At 68.1% G+C, this 18653-nt stretch carries 19 protein-coding genes and 2 pseudogenes; 6 read left to right on the top strand and 15 right to left on the bottom strand.

From position 1 onward, the window contains the following. The 5 genes from ACNQVK_RS03765 to ACNQVK_RS03745 all read right to left on the bottom strand — a co-directional run. Positions 1 to 1184 (bottom strand): dihydrolipoyl dehydrogenase family protein (locus ACNQVK_RS03765; RefSeq protein ID WP_418028593.1); only part of this gene is annotated, 1184 nt, incomplete at its 3' end. Next, positions 1181 to 2077 (bottom strand): cytochrome c biogenesis CcdA family protein, encoded by an 897-nt coding sequence (locus tag ACNQVK_RS03760; protein ID WP_010596917.1) that lies wholly within the window; start codon positions 2075 to 2077, stop codon positions 1181 to 1183. The genes ACNQVK_RS03760 and ACNQVK_RS03765, both read right to left, overlap by 4 nt. After that, complete coding sequence (locus tag ACNQVK_RS03755) at positions 2074 to 2580, bottom strand: TlpA family protein disulfide reductase (RefSeq protein ID WP_010596916.1); 507 nt, start codon at positions 2578 to 2580, stop codon at positions 2074 to 2076. The genes ACNQVK_RS03760 and ACNQVK_RS03755 overlap by 4 nt, the downstream gene beginning before the upstream one ends. Next, entirely contained in the window at positions 2577 to 2876 is a 300-nt protein-coding gene (locus ACNQVK_RS03750) for a hypothetical protein (protein WP_010596915.1), read from the bottom strand. The genes ACNQVK_RS03755 and ACNQVK_RS03750 overlap by 4 nt, the downstream gene beginning before the upstream one ends. Next, on the bottom strand, positions 2876 to 3265 hold the full coding sequence (locus ACNQVK_RS03745; protein WP_026138108.1) for an ArsR/SmtB family transcription factor: 390 nt from the start codon (positions 3263 to 3265) through the stop codon (positions 2876 to 2878). The genes ACNQVK_RS03750 and ACNQVK_RS03745 overlap by 1 nt, the downstream gene beginning before the upstream one ends. 128 nt (positions 3266 to 3393) lie before the next feature. Between ACNQVK_RS03745 and merA the strand changes: the two genes are divergently transcribed. The 3 genes from merA to merB all read left to right on the top strand — a co-directional run bounded on the left by merA (position 3394) and on the right by merB (position 6011). Further along, entirely contained in the window at positions 3394 to 4833 is a 1440-nt protein-coding gene (gene merA / locus ACNQVK_RS03740; protein ID WP_010596913.1) for a mercury(II) reductase, read from the top strand. Positions 4834 to 4851: 18 nt separating this feature from the next. Then, positions 4852 to 5295: a MerR family transcriptional regulator gene (locus tag ACNQVK_RS03735; protein ID WP_010596912.1), complete on the top strand. Its 444-nt coding sequence runs from the start codon at positions 4852 to 4854 to the stop codon at positions 5293 to 5295. 71 nt (positions 5296 to 5366) lie between these two features. After that, positions 5367 to 6011 (top strand): organomercurial lyase MerB, encoded by a 645-nt coding sequence (merB, locus tag ACNQVK_RS03730; RefSeq protein WP_010596911.1) that lies wholly within the window; start codon positions 5367 to 5369, stop codon positions 6009 to 6011. Positions 6012 to 6079: 68 nt separating this feature from the next. Here merB and ACNQVK_RS03725 read toward each other — a convergent pair whose 3' ends face one another. The 4 genes and pseudogenes from ACNQVK_RS03725 to ACNQVK_RS03710 form a co-directional block, all read right to left on the bottom strand. Next, entirely contained in the window at positions 6080 to 9091 is a 3012-nt protein-coding gene (locus ACNQVK_RS03725; RefSeq protein WP_418028592.1) for a Tn3 family transposase, read from the bottom strand. A gap of 147 nt (positions 9092 to 9238) precedes the next feature. Next, positions 9239 to 9745, bottom strand: a pseudogene (locus tag ACNQVK_RS03720) (IS1380 family transposase); the annotation flags it as partial. A gap of 133 nt (positions 9746 to 9878) precedes the next feature. Then, positions 9879 to 11282, bottom strand: coding sequence for an IS1380 family transposase (locus ACNQVK_RS03715; RefSeq protein WP_065204061.1), 1404 nt, complete (start codon positions 11280 to 11282; stop codon positions 9879 to 9881). A gap of 116 nt (positions 11283 to 11398) precedes the next feature. After that, positions 11399 to 11575 (bottom strand): annotated as a pseudogene (locus ACNQVK_RS03710) (IS1380 family transposase); the annotation flags it as partial. A 501-nt stretch (positions 11576 to 12076) separates the two neighbouring features. Here ACNQVK_RS03710 and ACNQVK_RS03705 point away from each other — a divergent pair. Further along, positions 12077 to 12430 (top strand): hypothetical protein, encoded by a 354-nt coding sequence (locus ACNQVK_RS03705; protein WP_052773282.1) that lies wholly within the window; start codon positions 12077 to 12079, stop codon positions 12428 to 12430. A gap of 116 nt (positions 12431 to 12546) precedes the next feature. Continuing rightward, complete coding sequence (locus ACNQVK_RS03700) at positions 12547 to 12951, top strand: hypothetical protein (RefSeq protein ID WP_043416455.1); 405 nt, start codon at positions 12547 to 12549, stop codon at positions 12949 to 12951. 333 nt (positions 12952 to 13284) lie between these two features. Here ACNQVK_RS03700 and ACNQVK_RS03695 read toward each other — a convergent pair whose 3' ends face one another. Next, complete coding sequence (locus tag ACNQVK_RS03695) at positions 13285 to 13755, bottom strand: hypothetical protein (RefSeq protein WP_418028591.1); 471 nt, start codon at positions 13753 to 13755, stop codon at positions 13285 to 13287. Positions 13756 to 14303: 548 nt separating this feature from the next. Here ACNQVK_RS03695 and ACNQVK_RS03690 point away from each other — a divergent pair. Then, positions 14304 to 14510: a hypothetical protein gene (locus tag ACNQVK_RS03690; protein ID WP_418028590.1), complete on the top strand. Its 207-nt coding sequence runs from the start codon at positions 14304 to 14306 to the stop codon at positions 14508 to 14510. A 16-nt stretch (positions 14511 to 14526) separates the two neighbouring features. On the opposite strand, the gene ACNQVK_RS03685 is transcribed toward ACNQVK_RS03690, so the two are convergent. From ACNQVK_RS03685 to ACNQVK_RS03665, 5 genes are all read right to left on the bottom strand, one after another. Next, positions 14527 to 14742 (bottom strand): hypothetical protein, encoded by a 216-nt coding sequence (locus tag ACNQVK_RS03685; RefSeq protein ID WP_053079399.1) that lies wholly within the window; start codon positions 14740 to 14742, stop codon positions 14527 to 14529. Between the two features lie 296 nt (positions 14743 to 15038). After that, the gene (locus ACNQVK_RS03680; RefSeq protein ID WP_011768002.1) at positions 15039 to 16442 is read right to left on the bottom strand and encodes an IS1380 family transposase; all 1404 of its coding nucleotides are present in this window, start codon (positions 16440 to 16442) and stop codon (positions 15039 to 15041) included. 103 nt (positions 16443 to 16545) lie between these two features. Next, positions 16546 to 16896 (bottom strand): hypothetical protein, encoded by a 351-nt coding sequence (locus tag ACNQVK_RS03675; protein WP_330221145.1) that lies wholly within the window; start codon positions 16894 to 16896, stop codon positions 16546 to 16548. Between the two features lie 20 nt (positions 16897 to 16916). Then, positions 16917 to 17294, bottom strand: a complete 378-nt coding sequence (locus tag ACNQVK_RS03670; protein ID WP_074328210.1) for a hypothetical protein — start codon at positions 17292 to 17294, stop codon at positions 16917 to 16919. A gap of 625 nt (positions 17295 to 17919) precedes the next feature. Further along, positions 17920 to 18645, bottom strand: a complete 726-nt coding sequence (locus ACNQVK_RS03665) for a hypothetical protein (protein ID WP_047041163.1) — start codon at positions 18643 to 18645, stop codon at positions 17920 to 17922. Between the last annotated feature and the right edge of the window lie 8 nt (positions 18646 to 18653).

Here is an 18653-nt window from a genome sequence, read left to right as displayed (position 1 = left end):
GCGACGAATTTGACCAGGCCGCGGGTGTTGCCGATGGCGCGTGCTTTGGCAACGCCGGTGAAGTTCTGGCGGCCGATGATCACGTCGTAGCCGGCTGCGCGGGCGGCGGGTTCGGTCAGGCCGACGGCTCCGACTTCGGGGTCGGTGAACACCGCGTGCGGCACGACACGTCCGGTGGTGGTGCGGTCCTGGTCGCGGTAGACGGTGCGGTAGACGATGTCGGCGTCGTCGCGGGCGGTGTGGGTGAACATCGGCCCGCCCCGCAGGTCGCCGATCGCCCACACGTTGTCGGCGGAGGTGTTCAGGGTGTCGCCGACGGTGAGGAAGCCGTGCGGGTCGGGTTGCAGGTCGAGGTGTTCCAGGCCCAGGGCGTCGGTGTTGGGGGTGCGCCCGGTGGCGAGCAGCAGGTGGCTGCCGGTGATCTCGGCGGTCTCGGTGCCGGTGCAGCCGATCCGGATGTTGCCGGCCGTCCCGGCGGCGTGAGTACAGGTGGTGGCGGTCGCGACAGTGATGCCGTCGGCAGTCATGCCGTCGGCGACGGCGGCGCTGATGTCGGGGTCTTCCCCGGGCAGCAGCCGGTCGGCGCGCTGGACGATGGTGACCTCGGCGCCGAATCGCCGGAACATCTGCGCGAATTCGCAGCCGACGTAGCCGCCGCCGACGACGAGCAGGTGGGCGGGTAGTTCGGTGAGGTCGAGCAGCGTGCGGGAGGTGTAGTAGGGCACGGCATCCAAGCCGTCGATGGCCGGGAGGGTGGTGCGGGTGCCGGTCGCGAGGATGATCCGGTCCGCGGTCAGGGTGGTGCCGTCGACGGTGAGGCGCCGGTTACCGGTGAATTGTCCTGCGGCGTGGTAGAAGTCGAGGTCGGCGGATTTTTCGACGGCCCGATACGATCCGGCCCGGATGGAATCGACGAGGGTGTTCTTACGCTCCACCACGGCGGCCAGGTCGACGGTGACCGGACCGCCGACGCGGACGCCGAACTCGGCGGCGCGGCGGGCCTGATGGGCGACGGCGGCGGAGGCGATCATCGTCTTGGTGGGGATGCAGCCCCGGTTCAGGCAGGTCCCGCCGAGCAGTTCCTTCTCGACGAAGGCGACCCGGCCGTGGCGGGCGGCGCGCAGCGCCAGTGGCAGCCCGGACATTCCGCCGCCGAGCACGAGGGTGTCGTAGCGTTCGGTCATTGCGGGCGCCCTTCCTCGATGACGGTCGTCGGGGTGCAGCAGTCGACGGGTGCGGCATCGGTAACGCGGCGCCGGATCATGCGGTGAGCGAGGACGGTGACGGCGGCGGTGAGCACGGTCAGTGCCGCGATCGTCGCCATCAGTGGTGTGTGGTTCTGCAGCCAGGTGCTGGCGGTGGTGGACAGGGCCGCGAATCCGTTGGTGCCGGTGGTGTCGCCGGTGACGGCGGGCAGCCAGTACCAGGCCAGGTAGGCGCCGGTGAGGATGAGCACGGTCGCGGTGATGCGGGTGCCGTGCCGGGCGAGGGCGGCGAGATGGTGGGTGAGCGCGGTACCGGCGGCCGCGGCGGCGAGGCTGACCAGCAGCAGGATCGTCGCGGCGCCGAGGGTGTAGGCGACGAACACCGCGAGCAGCGCACCCCAGCCCGCGGTGGCCTGGGCCTGGGCGATGACGGCCAGCAGCACCCCGAACGTGCACGACAGCGACGCCGCGGCGTAGCCGATCCCGGCGAGGACGATCCCGGTTGTGCCGCCCGGCCCGGTGGCCGGGCGCAGCGCTCGGGTGGGCAGTCGCAGACCGAGCACGCGGCCGGTGAACATGACGACACCGAGCAATACCAGGGCGACACCGACGACCAGACCGAGCCACGGCGCGGCGCTGATCAGCGCGCGGGCACCGGCGCTGATGGCCAGCCCCGCCACGGCCAGGGTGCCCGCGAACCCGAGGGTAAAAGCGACGCCGGTTCGCAGCGCCCGCGCCGTGCGTACCCCGAGCGGTTCGGTGGCGGTGTCGCCGAGGGTGTGGGTGATCCAGGCCGGCAGCAGCGCGAAACCGCACGGATTGACCGGGGCGAGCATGCCCGCGGTGAACGCCAAGGCCAGCAGCCCGTTCACCGGTCCCCGGCCTTCGCCAGCGCGGCGGTGATCTGATCGGCGGACGGGTCGGCGGCCCGGTAGGCGACCGCACCGCCGGGGTCGACGACGAGCAGGGTCGACAGGGCGGCCACGGAGTACCGCTTGGTCAGGGTCGCATCGGTGTCGATGACCGCGGGCACGGTGTCGGTCCCGGTTTGCTGCTGGAAGTCGGTGACGACCTGGGCAGGTTCGGCCGGATCCATGTCGACCAGGACGAAAGCGGCGGTGTCACCGAGTTGTCGCGCAGCCTGCGACAGCGACTTCGCGCCGCCCACGCATTCACCGCAGCCGACCGAAAAGAAGAACATCGCCGTCGGCTTGCCGCTGGGCACGGTCACCGGCGCCCCGGACAGCGCGGTGACCGTGACGGGGTCGGTGGCGGCGCGGGGCGAGGCGGTGTCGGTGCCGCAGGCAGCCAGCACCGTGACCGCCAGGGCGGCGAGCGCCGCGCTCACCGTGCGTCGGGTGATCGGCGTGGTCACGGCTGGGAACTCCGATCGGTCGACGCGTTGGGCTGATGCGATCGGCGGGTGCCCAGCAGTCCGCGGACTGTCCCTCGCTGCGGCGGCTTACGACGGCGCGCGGTGTAGCCGACGGCGGCGAGGACCATCACCGCGGCGGCCACGATCGGTCCCCAACTGCGCAGCGCACCGCCGAGGGCGGTGAGCGCACCGGCCGCGATCAAGGCCGGTCCGGCGCAGCACACGATCATGGCCACGGCGGCACCCACCACCGCGAGCGGGCCGCCGATCCCCGTGGAGTTGTTGCGTACGTTCATCAATGTCCTGCTCCGTTCACACGAGCGGTGTCGATGCGGGTGCAGCAGGTCAGCGCGGCGGCGTTGTCGGCGGCGAGGGAGCGGGCCAGCATCACCAGGTCCGCGACGCGTGGGTCGCCGACGGAGTAGCGCAGCTTCTTGCCGTCACGGCGCGCGGTCACATAACCGCAGTCGGCCAGGCAGGACAGGTGCACCGACACCCGCGGCTGGGAGATCCCGGCATGCTCGACACACTCCGCGGAGGTGCGCTCGGCGGCCAAGATGAACTCCAGCAGCTTCAACCGCGTCGGATCCGACAGCGCGCGAAAGAACTTCGCCGTCGCATCCAGGTGCGTGCAGGCCGTCTCGCCACCGGGCGCGGTGACGGCGGCGGTCGTGGACCGGGGCAAGGGGATCGCCTCCACAAGAAGAAAGTTGAACTATTCGGATAAGCGCATAGTATGATGTCCGGAGATATTCGTCAACGCGAATAGCAACCTGTTCCGTGACCGGAGTCCCCCAGCAAGGAGAACCCGCCGTGACCACGACATCCCCGCGCGCCGATCTGGCGATCATCGGTTCCGGTTCGGCGGCGTTCGCCGCCGCCATCGCCGCGGTCAACCTCGGCAAACGGGTGGTGATGGTCGAGCGCGCCGCGATCGGCGGCACCTGCGTGAACGTGGGCTGCGTGCCGTCGAAGGCGCTGCTGGCCGCCGCGGAGGCCCGGCACACCGCGGCGAGCGCCGACCGGTTCCCGGGGCTGGCGGCGACCGGGGCACCGGTGGACTTCGCCGAGCTGATCGCGGGCAAGAACGCGCTGGTCGACCGGCTTCGCGGCGAGAAGTACCTCGACCTGGCCGCCGACTACGGCTGGGAGATCGTCTCGGGAACCGCCGTCTTCACCGGTACCACCGACGCACCGGTGCTGCGGGTCGAGCAGGGGGCCGATGGCCCGCGGGTGATCGACGCCGATCAGTACCTGATCGCGACCGGCGCCGCGCCGTGGGCGCCGCCGACCGACGGGCTCGCCGAGGCGGGGTATCTGACCTCGACCACCGCGATGGAGCTCGACGTCCTGCCGGGGTCGCTGATCGTGGTGGGCGGCAACGCCATCGGTCTCGAACAGGCACAGTTGTTCGCCCGGCTCGGCACCCGGGTCACGGTGATCGAGGCCCTGGATCGGCTGGCGCCGTTCGAGGAACCCGAGATCTCCCGGGCCATCGCGCAGGTGTTCGCCGACGAAGCCATCACCGTGCTCACCGGCGCCACCCTCGACAAGGCACTGGCCGAGGGCGGCGAGAAACTCGTCACCGTCCGCACCGCCGACGGGGCCACCACCGAACTGCGGGCCGCCCAGCTGCTCATCGCCACCGGCCGCCGCCCCGACACCCCCGGATTGAATCTGGCGGCGGTCGGGGTACGCACCGACGACCGCGGCGCCGTCGTCGTCGACGCCCACCAGCGCAGCAGCAACCCGCGGATCTGGGCCGCGGGCGACGTGGCCGGCGGCCCCCAATTCGTGTACGTCGCGGCGGCGCAGGGCACACTCGCCGCCGGCAACGCCCTCGGGCACGCCGGCCGCACCCTGGACTACACGGCGCTGCCGCGGGTGACATTCACCAGCCCGGCCATCGCCGCGGTCGGCCACACCGACAGCCAAGCCGCCGCAGCCGGATTACGGACCGAGTCGCGGCTGCTCACCGGTGCGAACGTGCCGCGTGCCCTGGTCAACCGGGACACCCGTGGTGTGGTCAAACTCGTCGCCGAGGCCGGGACCGGGCGGGTGCTAGGCGTGCACGCCGTCGCCGAGGGTGCCGGGGATCTGATCACCGCCGCCGGGTACGCGATCACCGCGGGCATGACCGTCGACCAGCTCGCCCGCACCTGGGCGCCGTATCTGACCATGGCCGAAGCGCTGAAACTCACCGCCCAAACCTTCACCGCCGATGTCGCCAAGCTGTCCTGCTGCGCGGGCTGAGGACCGGATCGAGCCGTCATGAACACACCGGTGATGACCATCGGAGACCTGGCCCGCCGCACCGGAGTGCCGGCGAAAGTACTACGCCGCCACCACGACCTGGGCCTGATCTACAGCCTCGGCCGCAGCCGGGCCGGATACCGGCTCTTCGACGAACACGCGCTGTGGTGCGTCGAGGTCATCGCCACCCTGCGCGGCCTCGGCCTCACGGAGGCCGAAATCCGTCAGCTCGCCGCCACCTGCGACGACAGCGCCCGGCCGGTCGGACCGCAGCTGGCCGAACTACTGGCCCGCTCCCGGACCCGGATCGAGGACCGCATCCGCGACCTCGACGAGCAGCGCCGCCGCATCGACGAGTTCGAACACCACCACCACGACGCGTTGACCCGGGCGACCAGCCACGACCGAGCCGCCGCCCCGCCGTGGGTGCCGGATCCGAGGACATGCGGCTGCGGCGCTTGACCTTCCCTGCGGTGGCAAGCCCGACACTCGATCCCACACCCGTGACTACACGCTCCGAGGGGACACCAGCGATGACGACCAACCCGTTCGCCACCACCATCGTCGACACACTGTTCGACTCCACCGCCAATACGGGAACGAACCTGATGGGCACCGCGATGCGGCTGCTCGCGGCCGGTGAACCGATCACCATCGAACAGCTCGCTACCGCCGCCGGCGCCAGCGTCGCCGACGTCGAGAACGCGCCCGCCGCCGCGGACATCGAATACGACGACCGGCACCGCATCCTCGGCTGGGGCCTGACCCTCAATCCCACCCCGCACCGGTTCACCGTCGACGGCCACCAGCTCTACACCTGGTGCGCCGCCGACACCCTGCTGTTCCCCGCCATCATCGGTCGCCCCGCCACCGTCGAATCCACCTGCGCCGCAACCGGAACCACCATCCGACTGTCCGTTGACCCGGCCTCCGGGGTCAGCGGCCTCGACCCGGCCACCGCGGTCATCTCTGTACCCGGCCCCGACGAACTCGACCCGACCCGGGTCCGCGCCACCACCTGCAACCCCGGCCGCTACTTCGCCACCGCCGTGGCGGCCGCCGACTGGCAGAGCCGGCACCCCACCGGGCTCGTGCTGCCCGTCGCCGACGCCTACGCCCAGCTGCGCCCGATCAGCGACCGCGTCCTCACCGCCACCGAACCACCACGCTGTCGCTGACCCAACCCAGGCCACCGATGTGCCCAGCTACGCCCCAGCACCCTCTCCCGGAAGGTGGTAGCCGGCGGTCAGAAGAGGGTGTCGCGGACCCGCAGCGGCCGGTACCCGGTGGGGCCGAGCTGGGCCAGTTCGGCGTCGATGTCGACCTCGATGGCGCCGAAGAAGTTGATGTTCTCGCTGTGCGCCGGAGAAATGTGCGCCAGCACCTCGTCATCGATGCGCCGCCCGGCCCGCCGCATCTGTTCGGTCGCCAGACCGTAATACTCCGTGGTCCAGGCGATGACGGCGTTGGTCGCCAACGTGAGGCACCATGCCTGTTCGGTCTGTCCCTCCAGGTGCCTCGCGCGCACGGTTCCTTCATGCGCGTAGAGCAGGTCGCGGCGGAGCGCGTGCAGGGATTCGCCCTTGTTGAGCTGGCGGGAGATCTTGCGTCGATAGCCCGGGTCGGACAGATACCGGGCGGCGTAGATCGTGCGCCGCAGCGCCCCGTACTCCTTGAGCGCCGCCGCGAGGGCGTTCTGCCGGCCCGACGCCGACAGCTTGCCGACCAGCAGCGACGCGGTGGCGTGCCCGAACTTCAGCGACCCGGCCAGCCGGAGCAGGTCGTCGTAGTGCTCGGCGATCAGATCGAGATTGCACCGCCGGGTCAAAAGCGGGCCCGCGTGCGGGAACGCGGACTCGACCTGGGCTCGCGGCGCCGCCCGGTACAGGGTGATCCGGCCCAGGTCCCGGATGCGGGGCGAGAGCTGCAACCCGAGCAGGTCGAACAGCCCGAAGTTCACCAGGGTGACGCCGTGCGTGTCGGTCGCATGCTCGGTGATCGGCAGATCCGTTGCATTGCCGAGGATTTCGTCCAGCACGTAGTGAGCTTCACGTCTCGTCGCGACGATGACCTTCGTGCCGTAGGTGGCGTGCTGATCGGTGACATGGGTATACGTGCTCAGTCCTTCGTTCGCGAAATAGCGGCTCAACGCTCTGGCAGTGACCGATTTGCCACGGGTCGGGAACCGCTGCCCATCACTGGAGGACAGGGTGCCGGCCCCGAAGATCGGGGTCAGCGGCAGGCGTTGGTGGTAGTCGATGATCGTCAGGTTCGCCGCCCGCAGCTTCTCCTCCCGCACATACCACTCCGAAGTCCAGGCCAGGATGTCGTAGGAGATGCCGGAGGCCTCCGCCATACGGGTGAGACCCAGGTTGGTGGAGTAGGCCAGCAGCACCGCGATGAGGTTGCGCTTCAACTCCGGGGTGCGGGACTGCTTACCGCCGGCGTGGGTGAAGCAGTCCAGGTAGCCGGTGCGTTTGTCCAGCTCGATCAACAGCGACACGATCGGCGCGAACGGCAGCATCTCCGTCAACTCCTGCTTCAACGCCACCGCTTCGGCCGGAACGTCTTCTGCCGACAGCGGCGAGACCACCAGGTCACCGGCCTCATCGAGACGGACCGGGCCGTCGCCGTCGGCGAGCACCTTCTCCAACTCGCTCATAGCGTCGTGCAGCTCGTCGGTGGCGGTCGCCAGGGCGCGGGCCGGATCAGCGGACTTGCCGACCAGGCGGCAGAACTCGTCACGCTGCGGCTCCCACGCCTGCGGGGTCAGCAGGTAAGCGGCCGGGTCGGCGTAGCGGCGCGACCCCGGCACGAACACGTCGCCGCTGCGCAACCCGTCCCGCAGCCCCAGCAGCACGCACAGCTCCCAGTAGTGCCGATAGGCGGTGGTGTTGCCGGCTTTGCGGGCCTCGTCGAGGTAGCCGCGCCACTTCGTCGGCACGAACCCCGTCGGCGCGTCGTCGGGCACCTTGCGGGTACCGGTCGCATTCAGCTCCCGCAGCATGTGCACCCCGATCAGCAGCTCGATCGCCGCGGTGCCGCCGGCGAACCGGACTGTCGACAGCACCTGCGGGGTGAACTGCCGCAGATAGGAGTACGAGCTGTCCAGAGCGGCCAGGTGCCCGTGATCGCGCGGCAGCCGAGGTTTGGCCTGCGCGACCGCGGCCCGCAACCGCTCCCATCCGATCCGATCGCCCCGGATCAGGCCGCCGATCTCCTCGTCAGGGATCTGCGTGTCGGTGATGATGGCCAGCAAGTCGTCGAGCAACCCCTGCCGATCCTCTCCGGCCTTACCGCGCTCGGCGAGCTCGTCGCGCATCCGGCGTTCGGCTTTGCTCAACCTGGCCGAGATCGCCTGATCGAACAGCTGCACCACCTCGTCGAGCACATCGGTGGCCGACTGAGCCAACACCGTGAGCAGGATCGGGTAGCGGCGTTGCGGATCCCGGCGTTCCAAGGCTTGGCCCGTCAAGCGTCGGCCCACAGTCGCCAGGAACCGCCGCCGCTCCGCCGGCAGCACCGACATATCCAGCTCATCCGCGCCCAGGTTGCGCAGGAACACCAGCTTCTCGACCTCGGCCTTCACCGCGGTCGCCGACGCCTCCACCGGGCCGGTCGACAACCACCGCAACCGCGACATCCCGATAGACGGGTCGGCGACCAGCAACGCATCCAGTTCCTTACACCGCTGCGGCGTGAACTCGCGCGCCAACCGGTCATAGGTCTCCCGCTGCGCCTGCGTGCGAGCATGCGCGACCCGGCGGACCACCGTGTCCGGGCCCGGCCGGATCACCCGCGCCGAGATCAGGTACTCACACGCCAGCCGGAACAACAGCGTCGGCGAATCGTGCTCCATCGCCCGCGCCAGAAGGAACTCATCCAGCTCCTTCAACTCCATCGACCCGGCAGGCCGCCACCCCAGATACTGGGCCACCAGCCGCACATGCTCGGTCCGCGTCTGCGCCCGCTTGCCATACGAACGAAGCTGCACCGCATCGACATTCAGCTGATCCGCCAACCGGGCCACCGCCACCGGCGGCGCCGACGACACCTTGTCCGGCACGAACCCCAGCCACGGCAAGGTGCACAACGCCACCGCCAGGCCCAGACGGACCGCAGGGCCCCTGCCCTGCGGAGCAACGAACGCCAGATCCGCCGGGGTCAGCGTGAAGTACCGGAACAACTCCTCACGACTGATCTCCGGGAACTCCCGCAGGCGCTGCAACTCCTCGTCCGCGAATACCCGCGTCGCCACGAACCCCAGCCTCCAAAACGCCGACCAACCTCATCGGCAGCCAAGCCAAGCACCAACCACCCCGGCCCGCAGCCCGAACCGAGAAATCACCGCCGACCAGGCGCTACGCGAACCTCGTTGTTTTTTGCGCCATTACTACCGGGACCCCACGCCGGCCGCACGCGCAGTCTGCAGGGCTTGGGCGAGCATGCGGGCGGCCCCTTTACCGGAGTTGGCCTTGCCCGCACGCAGTCGGATGCCGGTGATCACCGGTGCGGCGGTGTCGGTGCTCAAGGTGGTGACCAGCGGGGACAGCCCTTTGCGCAGAACCTGCTTGCCAGCGATCTTGGTGTGTCCGTAGGAGGCGCCCTGCTTGGCATGTCCGTGCACCGGGCGCAGCAGGGAGTCGATGTCGAGGTAGGCACGCACATCGGCTCCGGGCAGCAGGTCCACTCGCTCGCACAGACCGGCCAGATGCTCGGCCAGTACCGAGTCGAGTTGGCGGGCGTGACCGAAGGTGAACTCGCGCAACAGGGTTCCCACGGTGGAGGGGGCATACACCCGGTTGAAGAGGGTTTTCATGCCGCCGGCTCGGACCACGTCGACATCGTCGATGTAGTCCGCGCCGGCGCACATGCTCGCGATCAGAGTGGCCAGTTTCGGTGCTGGTTTAGCCTCGATCCACTGATGAATTGGGGTAGGTGTGCCTCGCTGGGCTGTTGAGGGCTGGTCCTGGTCGCGGGCAGGGGGTATCTGCTGGTCTGTCCAGCTGTTCCTGTGCGCTCCGGTCGGGCCTTTCGGCATATGGTCAGGTGGTGGCGATTTCTGGTGGGCTGTAGCCGATGGTGTTGCGCCACAACGTGAGCCAGTGCTCTGTCCAGGGCCAGTGCGCTGGTAGGTGCAGGATAGGTTGGCGTTGCGGACGGGCCAGGCGGGCCGGGATAGTGATTATCTTGCGGCGCAGTGTCGCCCCGCGGGCGACCGCGTGGGCACCTCCGGCCAGGACGCCGACGGCGCGCAGCAGGTTGTGGGCGATCGCGGCGCACAGGATCCAGGCCGAGTTCGCGCCGAACCGCCCCGAGGGCATGTGCGCCAAAGGTCCGTCGATGAGGTCGGCGAACACGGTTTCGATGATGGCGTGGCGGCGATGAGTGATGTCAGCGGCGTCGACGGGTTCGTCGGAATTGGTGAAGAACGGGTGGTACCGCCACACCGGAAACAGCGCATCGAGGAACCGCGCGTCTTTGACCCGGCGCACGACCAACCGGGCGGTCACCGGAGTCTTGGTGGAACCGAAGGCTGTGTAGGTGGTTTCGGCGACTTCGGCATCGGAGATCCAGGCGCCGGTGTCGGGGTCACGCACAGCACCGGGATAGTTCACCGGGGTCCACGCGGTCTCGGGAATTGCGTCAATGGCGGCGGCAACTGCTGCGGTCTTGGTCAGCACCAGCGAGAACCGGACACCTGCTCGGTGGCAGGCGGTGACCACGGTGCTATTGCCGTAGGCCGAATCGCCACGCACCAGGATCTGCCCGGTGACCCCGGCAGCACGGGCGGTAGCGGCCGCTTGAGCGATCATGCGGGCTGCGCCCTTGCCGGAGTTGGCCTTGCCCGCCCGCAACCTCGCCCCGGCGATCACCGGCGCACCGTGGTCGGTGCTGATCGTGGTGATCAACGGTGAGAGGCCTTTGCGCAGGATCTGCCTGCCGGCGATCTTGGTGTGTCCGTAGCTGGCGCCCTGCTTGGCGTGCCCGTAGACCGGGCGTAGTAGTGAGTCGATGTCGATGAACGCCCGTCCGTCGGCGCCGGGCAACAGATCGACACGCCCGCACAGCGCGGCCAGGTGTTCGCGCAGGACAGATTCGAGCTGGCGGGCATGCCCGAAGGTGAACTCCCGCAATAAGGTTCCGATCGTCGACGGGGCGTACACACCACCGAAGAGGGTCTTCATCCCACCCGAGCGCACAACGTCTAGGTCATCAATGCTGTCCGCGCCGGCGCACATCCCGGCGATCAGCGTGGTCAGCTTCGGTGACGGATGGGCCGCGGCCGAACGGATCCGCTCACAGGTGAACCGGATCTTGTCGGCCAATAGCTGCGACAGACCGGTCTGGTCGGCCAGGGTCATCACCGGCACCAGCCCGGCGCACGACACGAGATGTGCATCATCGAAGACCGCCGACGACACGGCGAACCTATGGGACACTTGCACCGGAAGCGCCTTTCTGAACGTGGGCTGATCGAAGTGTGGTAACTCCAATCATCCCAGCTCAAAGGGCACTTTCCTTACATCAACACCCTCCGAACAGGCGATTCATCGGTGGATCGAGGGTTAGCCGCCCCGGACTTGACCCGAGACGACCTGATGTGAATTGTGTTGTCCAACAACCGTGTCAGGCCAGCTTGCTCGGCCAGGGCCATCACCGGGACCAGCCCGGCGCACGACACGAGGTTGTCCTCGTCGAACACCGCGGAGTCGGGACCGAACGTGTGGGACACTCGCACTGGAAGTGCCTTTCTTGTGCTGGTCGGATTGTTGCGTAGAGAACACCAATCTTTCCAGCTCAGAGGGCACTTTCCTCATTCCGACACCCCAACAACCAGCCCATTCATCGGTGGATCAAGGCTTAGCAGCGTCGTCAGCACAGATGGGCAACCGCCGGCGTCGGCGAAATCCATTGCGGGCAGCCATCATCAGCGCACTCGGGCAAGCTAACGTCCCGCAAACGACGGCGCAGCTCTGCCGAGCACTTCCCGACCTGCCCTTGGCCGGGGGAGGTGACCGCCGCTACCCCGCAGTCCACGAACACGTCTACCGGCAGCTCGTCGGCCTGGAACGAACCGGCGATGTTGTCCGGGAATCAACAGCAGGAAGACATGTTCTCTGGGCACTGCCCGCAGCCAAAACCATTGTCCGCCAACAGCACCGCGACAACACGTCAGCGGCGCCCACCACCGCCGGGCGAATGAACCGCCCGGCATCTTAACGGGGGATCACTGGACGCGATGGACACCTCAGCAATCAGCACGGCCCGCGAGAACAAGCCCTCCGGACCACCCGCGACAACCATGCCGGACACCATCACCGTCCGAAAATCCACGCCAGGGTCGACAATCCTGACCTACGGCCGGGTGGGCATCGATCGCTGCCGCGCCGTCATTACCCACGACGGCTACGGCGCCACACTGCGCATCCAGCTCAACTATCACGCGCTGAATTGCGAGCAGATCGAGGCCGTAGAAACCGCCATCGCCGACATCACCCGCGCGATGGTGTCTCAGGCCGCTACGCTGCGCGCCGCACACCGACCCCTGTTCGACATCGCCGCCCTCGCCGGCGTCCAGAGTCGCCCGCAATGACACGGCGGCGGGACGCGCGTCCGATCACTGCCTGCTTGCACACCAGTCACAGAAGTATCACAAAGCTTCGGCGTGTCGAGGTTACTGTAACGACGCATCCTGGCAGAGTGCGACGCATGGCACGGCCAAGCAAAGGTCCCCGCGGCGCGCACATGTGTCTCCCGCGCCCCGAAGTCTCTCGCAAGCTCGACGAGCTGGTCGCCAAGTCCGCAGTCTCGTCCGTCTCGCAATACGTCGCCGACGTGCTCGCCCTCCACGTCGGCCTCCCCGAACACGTCCGCGAACTCAACCGCCAGACTCTGGTAGCCACCGAGCCGCGGGTCGTGGCACGCCGCTACGAGCGACTCATGGTGCGCCCGCATTCCCAAGTCTCCGAACGACTTCGGCGACTACAGCAAGACAGCGGCGTCACGTCGATCTCGCAGTACCTTGCCGACTTCCTAGCCCTGCACGTCGGCCTGCCCGAACACGTCCGCGAACTCGATCGCCAGGAGGTGCTGCCGCTGCAGACCAGCGCATAGGACGCGATGCCGACGAGGGACTAACCACCCCGACTCAGCTTCCGCCCTATTGACATCTGAATAACGCGCGGCAGCCCCCAGAAACGGCGAAACCCCCGGAGTACCAGTCCGAGGGTGAACGCCATCTGAAGTTGTCCGGGAACCACTCCGGGTACTGCTGCCGCTCTTAACTAGGGAGCTGTCGTGGAAGACACCTCTCACGGTAGCGCACGTCCACTTGTAGCACCAATCGTTGCGCCCCGTGTTCACAATTTTTCTGGCCCAGGCCGCGCACCCCGCGCCTACCGAGGATGCACGGTCACCCGGCCGCGCCGCGGCACCGCCCGCACCAGATCACGCCGTCGACTCACCACGCCGGTCGCGCCGGCACACCTGCTGCGCCAGCTCGTCGACGAAGCCAACGGACGAGCTCCCGCGGCCATTCACCTCGACCTCGGTGACGACGCCTACGCCGGAGTCGCCTGCTGGCTTGCCGGCGAGCAGCGCTGGGCGCGGGTCGCGGTTCCGGTGGCCTACTACAGCCACTACGACACGAAGGTGCGCCCGGTGATGCCGGGCAACCCGATCTCGCTGCGCGCCCTCGTGCGCGTTGCCGAGGCCCGCGCCCGCTACGCCGACTGGGGAACAGGACGCAACAGTCGACCCACCAACGAACGCCTCGCCGCTGACACCGGTTACTCCGTACGCACCGTCCAACGTGCCGACACAGCGCTGCGACTGCTCGGACTGGCCACCGAGGTTCTCCGGGGCCGGCAGCGCACCCGCACCGAACGGTTCGCCTCCTGGCGCGTCGGGGATCGCCACCGCGGCTGGGCATCGGTCTGGGCACTGCACGACGTGCGGATTACCTTGCTGTCACCCCACCCCCATAAGGGGTCTCTTTTAGATTCTCTTCTCCCCTTTTCGAGTAGAAAAGTTATATCCGGCGGGGCCGGGGGCCATTCGGCCCACACCAAAAGCGGCGCTTCGCGCCCAGCATCGACCAGACGAGCCCGGCGGGGCCGTTCGCCGGCGCGGCACCGCCACGGGAAGCGTACTTACTGGCCTGTGCGTGGCTACGTGACAGCCGAACGCCGCGCTGGGCACGTCGGCACTCACCGCGCGGCTGGGCACCCGCCCTGGCGGCGCTGGCAGCTCACCGGTGGACCGGTGACGACATCAACCAGCTGCTCACCGACTGGCAGGGCGCCGGTGGACACTGGCTTCCCGCCCACCCCCACAAACCCATCGGACTCGTACGCTCGATCATCAGCTGGCACCTGGCCCACAACAGTCTTGACGATCGCCCGGCGGCCGCGGAAACCGCGCGTATCGACGCCGAGCGCCAGCAGCGCGCCCAGCAACGAGCGGCGATGCAGGCCGAACTCGCCGAAAGCCGGCGGGCCCGAGAGGCTGGCCGGCGCGCCCGCGGAGGTCCGGGGCACACGCAAGCCTTCGCCGAGCTCGCTCGCGTCCGGCGGCGCAGTGCCGACCGCCGCGCAGCGGCAGCAGCCGAGGACGCGGCCCGGCGCGAGGCCGCCGTCCGCGCCGCGCGAGGCCTACCCGCGGAGCCGGAGTGATCGGCTCGTCGGGCGCTTACCCTGCTGCGGTGCTGGCCTCGGTGAGCTGCTCGGCGGCCGAAAGAATCCGGTTGACAGTGGTGTGGTGGACCTCGTGACGGCGACCGATGGTGCTCGGCGGGGTGCCTGCCGCGCTGTCGGCCAGAATCTTGGCAATCAGGTCGGGATCTTTGGTCGTGATGCCGTCGCGAACCAGCGACTCGGCGACCGGTTGCCAACGCTCAACAGACACAGCGCATTCGGTGTCTGAGTCCGGTTCCGCAGGCCGCGACGAGGTATCCAGCTGCGGCACAGAATCCCTAGCTGGAACCACGCTCAACGCGCGCTCCGGCCGCCGCGGGGCCCCTGCCGCGCCGTCGGTGGCCAGCGCCGCGCTTTCCGGCGGCCCCTCTAAACCTCAATCCGTGGACTGACTTGAGTGGTGTGGTTCGACGGTGATTCTGACGGCGGTTTGTGGGGTGGGCAGGATGTAGCCGCTGGTCTGCCCAGCTTTTCCTGTGTGCTTCGGTGGGGCCTGTTCGGCGACGGTTAGACGGTTGCGGTAGCGGGTGGGCTGTAGCCGATGGTGTTGCGCCACAGGGTGAGCCAGTGCTCGGTCCAGGGCCAGTGGCTGGGTAGGTGCAGGATGGGTCGGCGTTGCGGTCGGGCCAGCCGTGCCGGGACGGTGATGATCGTGCGTCGCAAGGTGGCTCCCCGGGCCACTGCGTGCGCTCCACCGGCAAGCACACCGGCGGCGCGCAGCAGATTGTGGGCGATGGCCCCGCAGAGCACCCACGCGGAGTTGGCGCCGAATTGCCCGGAGGGCATGTGGGCCAAGGGGCCGGCGATCAGGTCGGCGAAGACAGTTTCGATGATCGCGTGTTGACGGTGGGTGATGTCGGCGTCGGCGGTTGGTAGGTCGGTGTTGGTGAAGAACGGGTGATACCGCCAGACCGGGAACAGGGCGTCGCGGAAGCGCGCATCTTTGACCCGACGTACCACCAGTCGGGCGGTGAAGCGGTCTGTGGTGGCCGCGAATGCGGTGTAGCTGATTTCGGCGACTTCGGCATCAGAGATCCACTCTCCGGTGTCGGGATCACGCACCGCGCCCGGGTATTTCACCGGTGTCCACGCCGCGTCGTCGATGGCGTTGATGGCCCGGTTGATCGCGCTGTTGCGGCCCATGACCACCGAGAATTGCGCACCATGGCGTCGGCAGGCGCCGACGACGGCGCGGGTGCCGTAGGACGAATCGCCGCGGACCAGGATCTGGCCGGTGACCCCGGCCGCTCGGGCCGTGGTGATGGCCTGGGCGACCATTCGACCGGCTCCTTTACCGGAGCCGGTCTTGCCGGCCCGCAGCCGCATCCCGGCGATCACCGGCGCCGCACCGGGGGTGCTGATCGTGGTCGCCAACGGCGAGAGTCCTTTGCGCAGGACCTGCTTGCCAGCGATTTTGGTGTGTCCGTAGGAGGCGCCTTGTTTGGCATGGCCGTAGACCGGTCGTAGCAGGGAGTCGATGTCGATGAACACACCGCTGTCGGATCCGGGTAGCAACTCAACGCGCCGGCAGAGGGCGGCCAAGTGTTCGCGCAGGACTGATTCGAGTTGGCGTGCGTGTCCGAAGGTGAACTCCCGCAACAGGGTTCCGATGGTTGATGGTGCGTACACATCGCCGAAGAGTGTTTTCATGCCCCCGGCCCGGACGATGTTGAGGTCATCAATGCTGTCGGCGCCGGCGCACATCCCGGCGATCACCGTGGCCAGCTTCGGTGCCGGATTCGCTGACCCGGATTTGATCTTCGGCGCGGGGATGAAGATCTTGTCAGCCAACAGATTCGGCAGGCCGGTCTGCTCAGCCAGTGTCATCACCGGCACCAGTCCGGCGCACGACACGAGATGATCCTCATCGAAGACCGCCGACGACGCAGCGAACCCGTGGGACACTTGCACTGGAAGTGCCTTTCTTAACTGGCCTGATTGATGCGTAGAGAACACCAATCCTCCCAGCTCAAGGGGCACTTTCCTTATATCGACACCCACCTACACAGGCAATTCATCGGTGGATCGAGGCTAAATGCGATGTGTCCGGGACCGCATTCCTGACGCGCGCAGGGCTGTCGGATGCGTGCTCGGTGAGGCTCTCAATGGGCTGTGGCACCGAACTGGGCGATGGCACCGAAGGCCGTGGCGGCACCTGCTGCGCCCGGTCCTCGCCCGCCGTAACCGGCTGGGCCTGCCGGGGGCCGGCCTTCACGGCCGCGGTCGTCGTCGTGGCCGACGCCGTAGCCAATTGCTCGCGGCCGTGGGCAAATGCGTTGGGCCGCTTGGGTCTAGTGAGTGACAGCAGGCACAGAGTCGCGTGCGCGATAGCGACGTCGATCACCGCCGGCCAGATCCACGACATGGACTCGCGAATACCCAGCATCACTGCGAAGGAGCGCAAAGCGTCGAACGAGAGCGCAAAGCGTCGAACGAGAGCGCAAACGAGCCCAGTGCCAATGCTGCCGTGAGCGCGAGCGCTACCCAATACACCCAGCCGACGGAACGGGCTCGCACCAGCCAAGTTGCCGAATGAGTCGCTGCCAGAAGAACTATCGGCGGTACCAAAGCTGCAAGTGCGGCCAGCCATCGTGTTTCGGACGGGGCGATGAGCAGCGCGTGTCCAACATTGCCGGCCAACGACATCGAGGCCGCAAGAATCAACCACCCCATGAAGAAGGTGCCGGCGCGGCGACGGTCGCCTTCTGCTGGGGCACCGCCAACCGGAGGCCGCTCAGGCGCGTATTGGTCCTGGAGACTCATGCATCGAGCCTATGGGCGCCGCCGATGCGCCTCGTGCACAATTTATCGCTTAGCTGGCACCACACAGCTCATCGAGCCGTGCGGACGCGGCCGTAGCTGCCACACCATCGGCCTGCGTGTACGTGCGATTGCGCAGCAACTCGATTTCAGTACGCCGCTCCGCGACATACTGCCGCGCGACGGATGCAGTAGTGGCTGGCTCGGCTGAAATCTGCGGCTCAAACAGGTCAAGGCCTTGGCGATCGCAGCGGTCCGATTCCCGATGTAGGTGTCGATATTCGGCGTCGACCAATCCCAGCCCGGAGGCAGCTGAGGGATAGCCGTCAGGGCGGCCTTAGTGGAAGGCCACGCCTCGCACGTCGAGCTGGTCTCGGTGGCGTTGCCCTGTGCTGGGGCATTCTGGGCAGCTGTCGGAGCGGGGCTAGCGGGTGCTGCGGTGTCGGAGCCGCGGCTCAGTAGGACAGCTGCGATTACCGAGGTGGCGATGATGATGGCCGCGACGATGATGGCGACCGGAAGCCAGCGCCGCGACGGCTTGGCAGTCGGATAGTAGGGTGGCCACTGGGGTGGTGTCATAGGTAATATCACTACCTCTGTCAGGGGTGATGTTGCGCGTGGGGTTGCGCTAGCGGCTGCGCGTGCTCGGATAGCTGGCGTCTAGGGCGGCAGTGACGATTTCCGAACGCGTCGACTTTGGCCGCCCGGGGTGGCCCGCCAAGATGATGCTGTTCACCCAGTCCACAATGCGGCGCAGCGCTTCAACCTCACCCGCAATGGGCCGCATGTACACCGGCACAACAGGTTCCGCCTTCTGGACAGGTGCGCGCCTGACGAAAAAGCCAGGGGGCTGCGTGGCGTTCTCTTCGGGTCGGCGGGCAAGCACGAGTTCGGGGAGATCCGCGAGGTGGCTGCTCACTGCTTCCATGATGAGCTCGGTCTGTGGTGCCGACCCTGGCTGGTCGGCGACGGCCTTGAATCGCGCTGCCACGGAGTTGGCGACGCTGACCCGCGTCGGTGAGGCGACATGCATTAGCGGGTCGGTCCAATCAATCTCCAGCGCGGGCAGATCCCGCCGGGAGGGCGAGTGATCCACGTCGGCTGTCACCTCGGTCTCGGTCTCGGTGACGGCGGGCGCAGGCGCCGGCGCAGCCCGCGGCGGCGTCGCGCTGACAGTTACTGCCGGCTCCTCGGCGGGGGCCGGAGCAGCGGTCGACGAGCTGGGGAGCCTGTCATCTGCTGGGCCCGCATCAGCACTGACCGGGGCGGCCGGCTTCGGGTGACGGGGAGGGGGCGCTTGGCGCCCTGCCCGCTCTGCTTTGCGGTTGCGCAGGGATGCGATTCCGTCGGACATGGGTGTTC

Source organism: Mycobacterium sp. 134 (assembly GCF_048282715.1).
In the GTDB taxonomy this organism is placed as follows: Bacteria; Actinomycetota; Actinomycetes; order Mycobacteriales; family Mycobacteriaceae; genus Mycobacterium; species Mycobacterium septicum.
The sequence above is the reverse complement of the archived record's forward strand: the minus strand, read 5'-3'. Positions and strand labels throughout refer to the sequence as shown.

Bases quoted from the DNA above. Each gene is read 5' to 3' on its own strand.
- ACNQVK_RS03750 (WP_010596915.1), bottom strand. From the start codon at position 2,876: ATGAACGTACGCAACAACTCCACGGGGATCGGCGGCCCGCTCGCGGTG.
- ACNQVK_RS03735 (WP_010596912.1), top strand. From the start codon at position 4,852: ATGAACACACCGGTGATGACCATCGGAGACCTGGCCCGCCGCACCGGA.
- merB (WP_010596911.1), top strand. From the start codon at position 5,367: ATGACGACCAACCCGTTCGCCACCACCATCGTCGACACACTGTTCGAC.
- ACNQVK_RS03705 (WP_052773282.1), top strand. From the start codon at position 12,077: ATGGACACCTCAGCAATCAGCACGGCCCGCGAGAACAAGCCCTCCGGA.
- ACNQVK_RS03700 (WP_043416455.1), top strand. From the start codon at position 12,547: ATGGCACGGCCAAGCAAAGGTCCCCGCGGCGCGCACATGTGTCTCCCG.
- ACNQVK_RS03690 (WP_418028590.1), top strand. From the start codon at position 14,304: ATGCAGGCCGAACTCGCCGAAAGCCGGCGGGCCCGAGAGGCTGGCCGG.
- ACNQVK_RS03675 (WP_330221145.1), bottom strand. From the start codon at position 16,896: ATGTCGTGGATCTGGCCGGCGGTGATCGACGTCGCTATCGCGCACGCG.
- ACNQVK_RS03670 (WP_074328210.1), bottom strand. From the start codon at position 17,294: ATGAGTCTCCAGGACCAATACGCGCCTGAGCGGCCTCCGGTTGGCGGT.
- ACNQVK_RS03665 (WP_047041163.1), bottom strand. From the start codon at position 18,645: ATGTCCGACGGAATCGCATCCCTGCGCAACCGCAAAGCAGAGCGGGCA.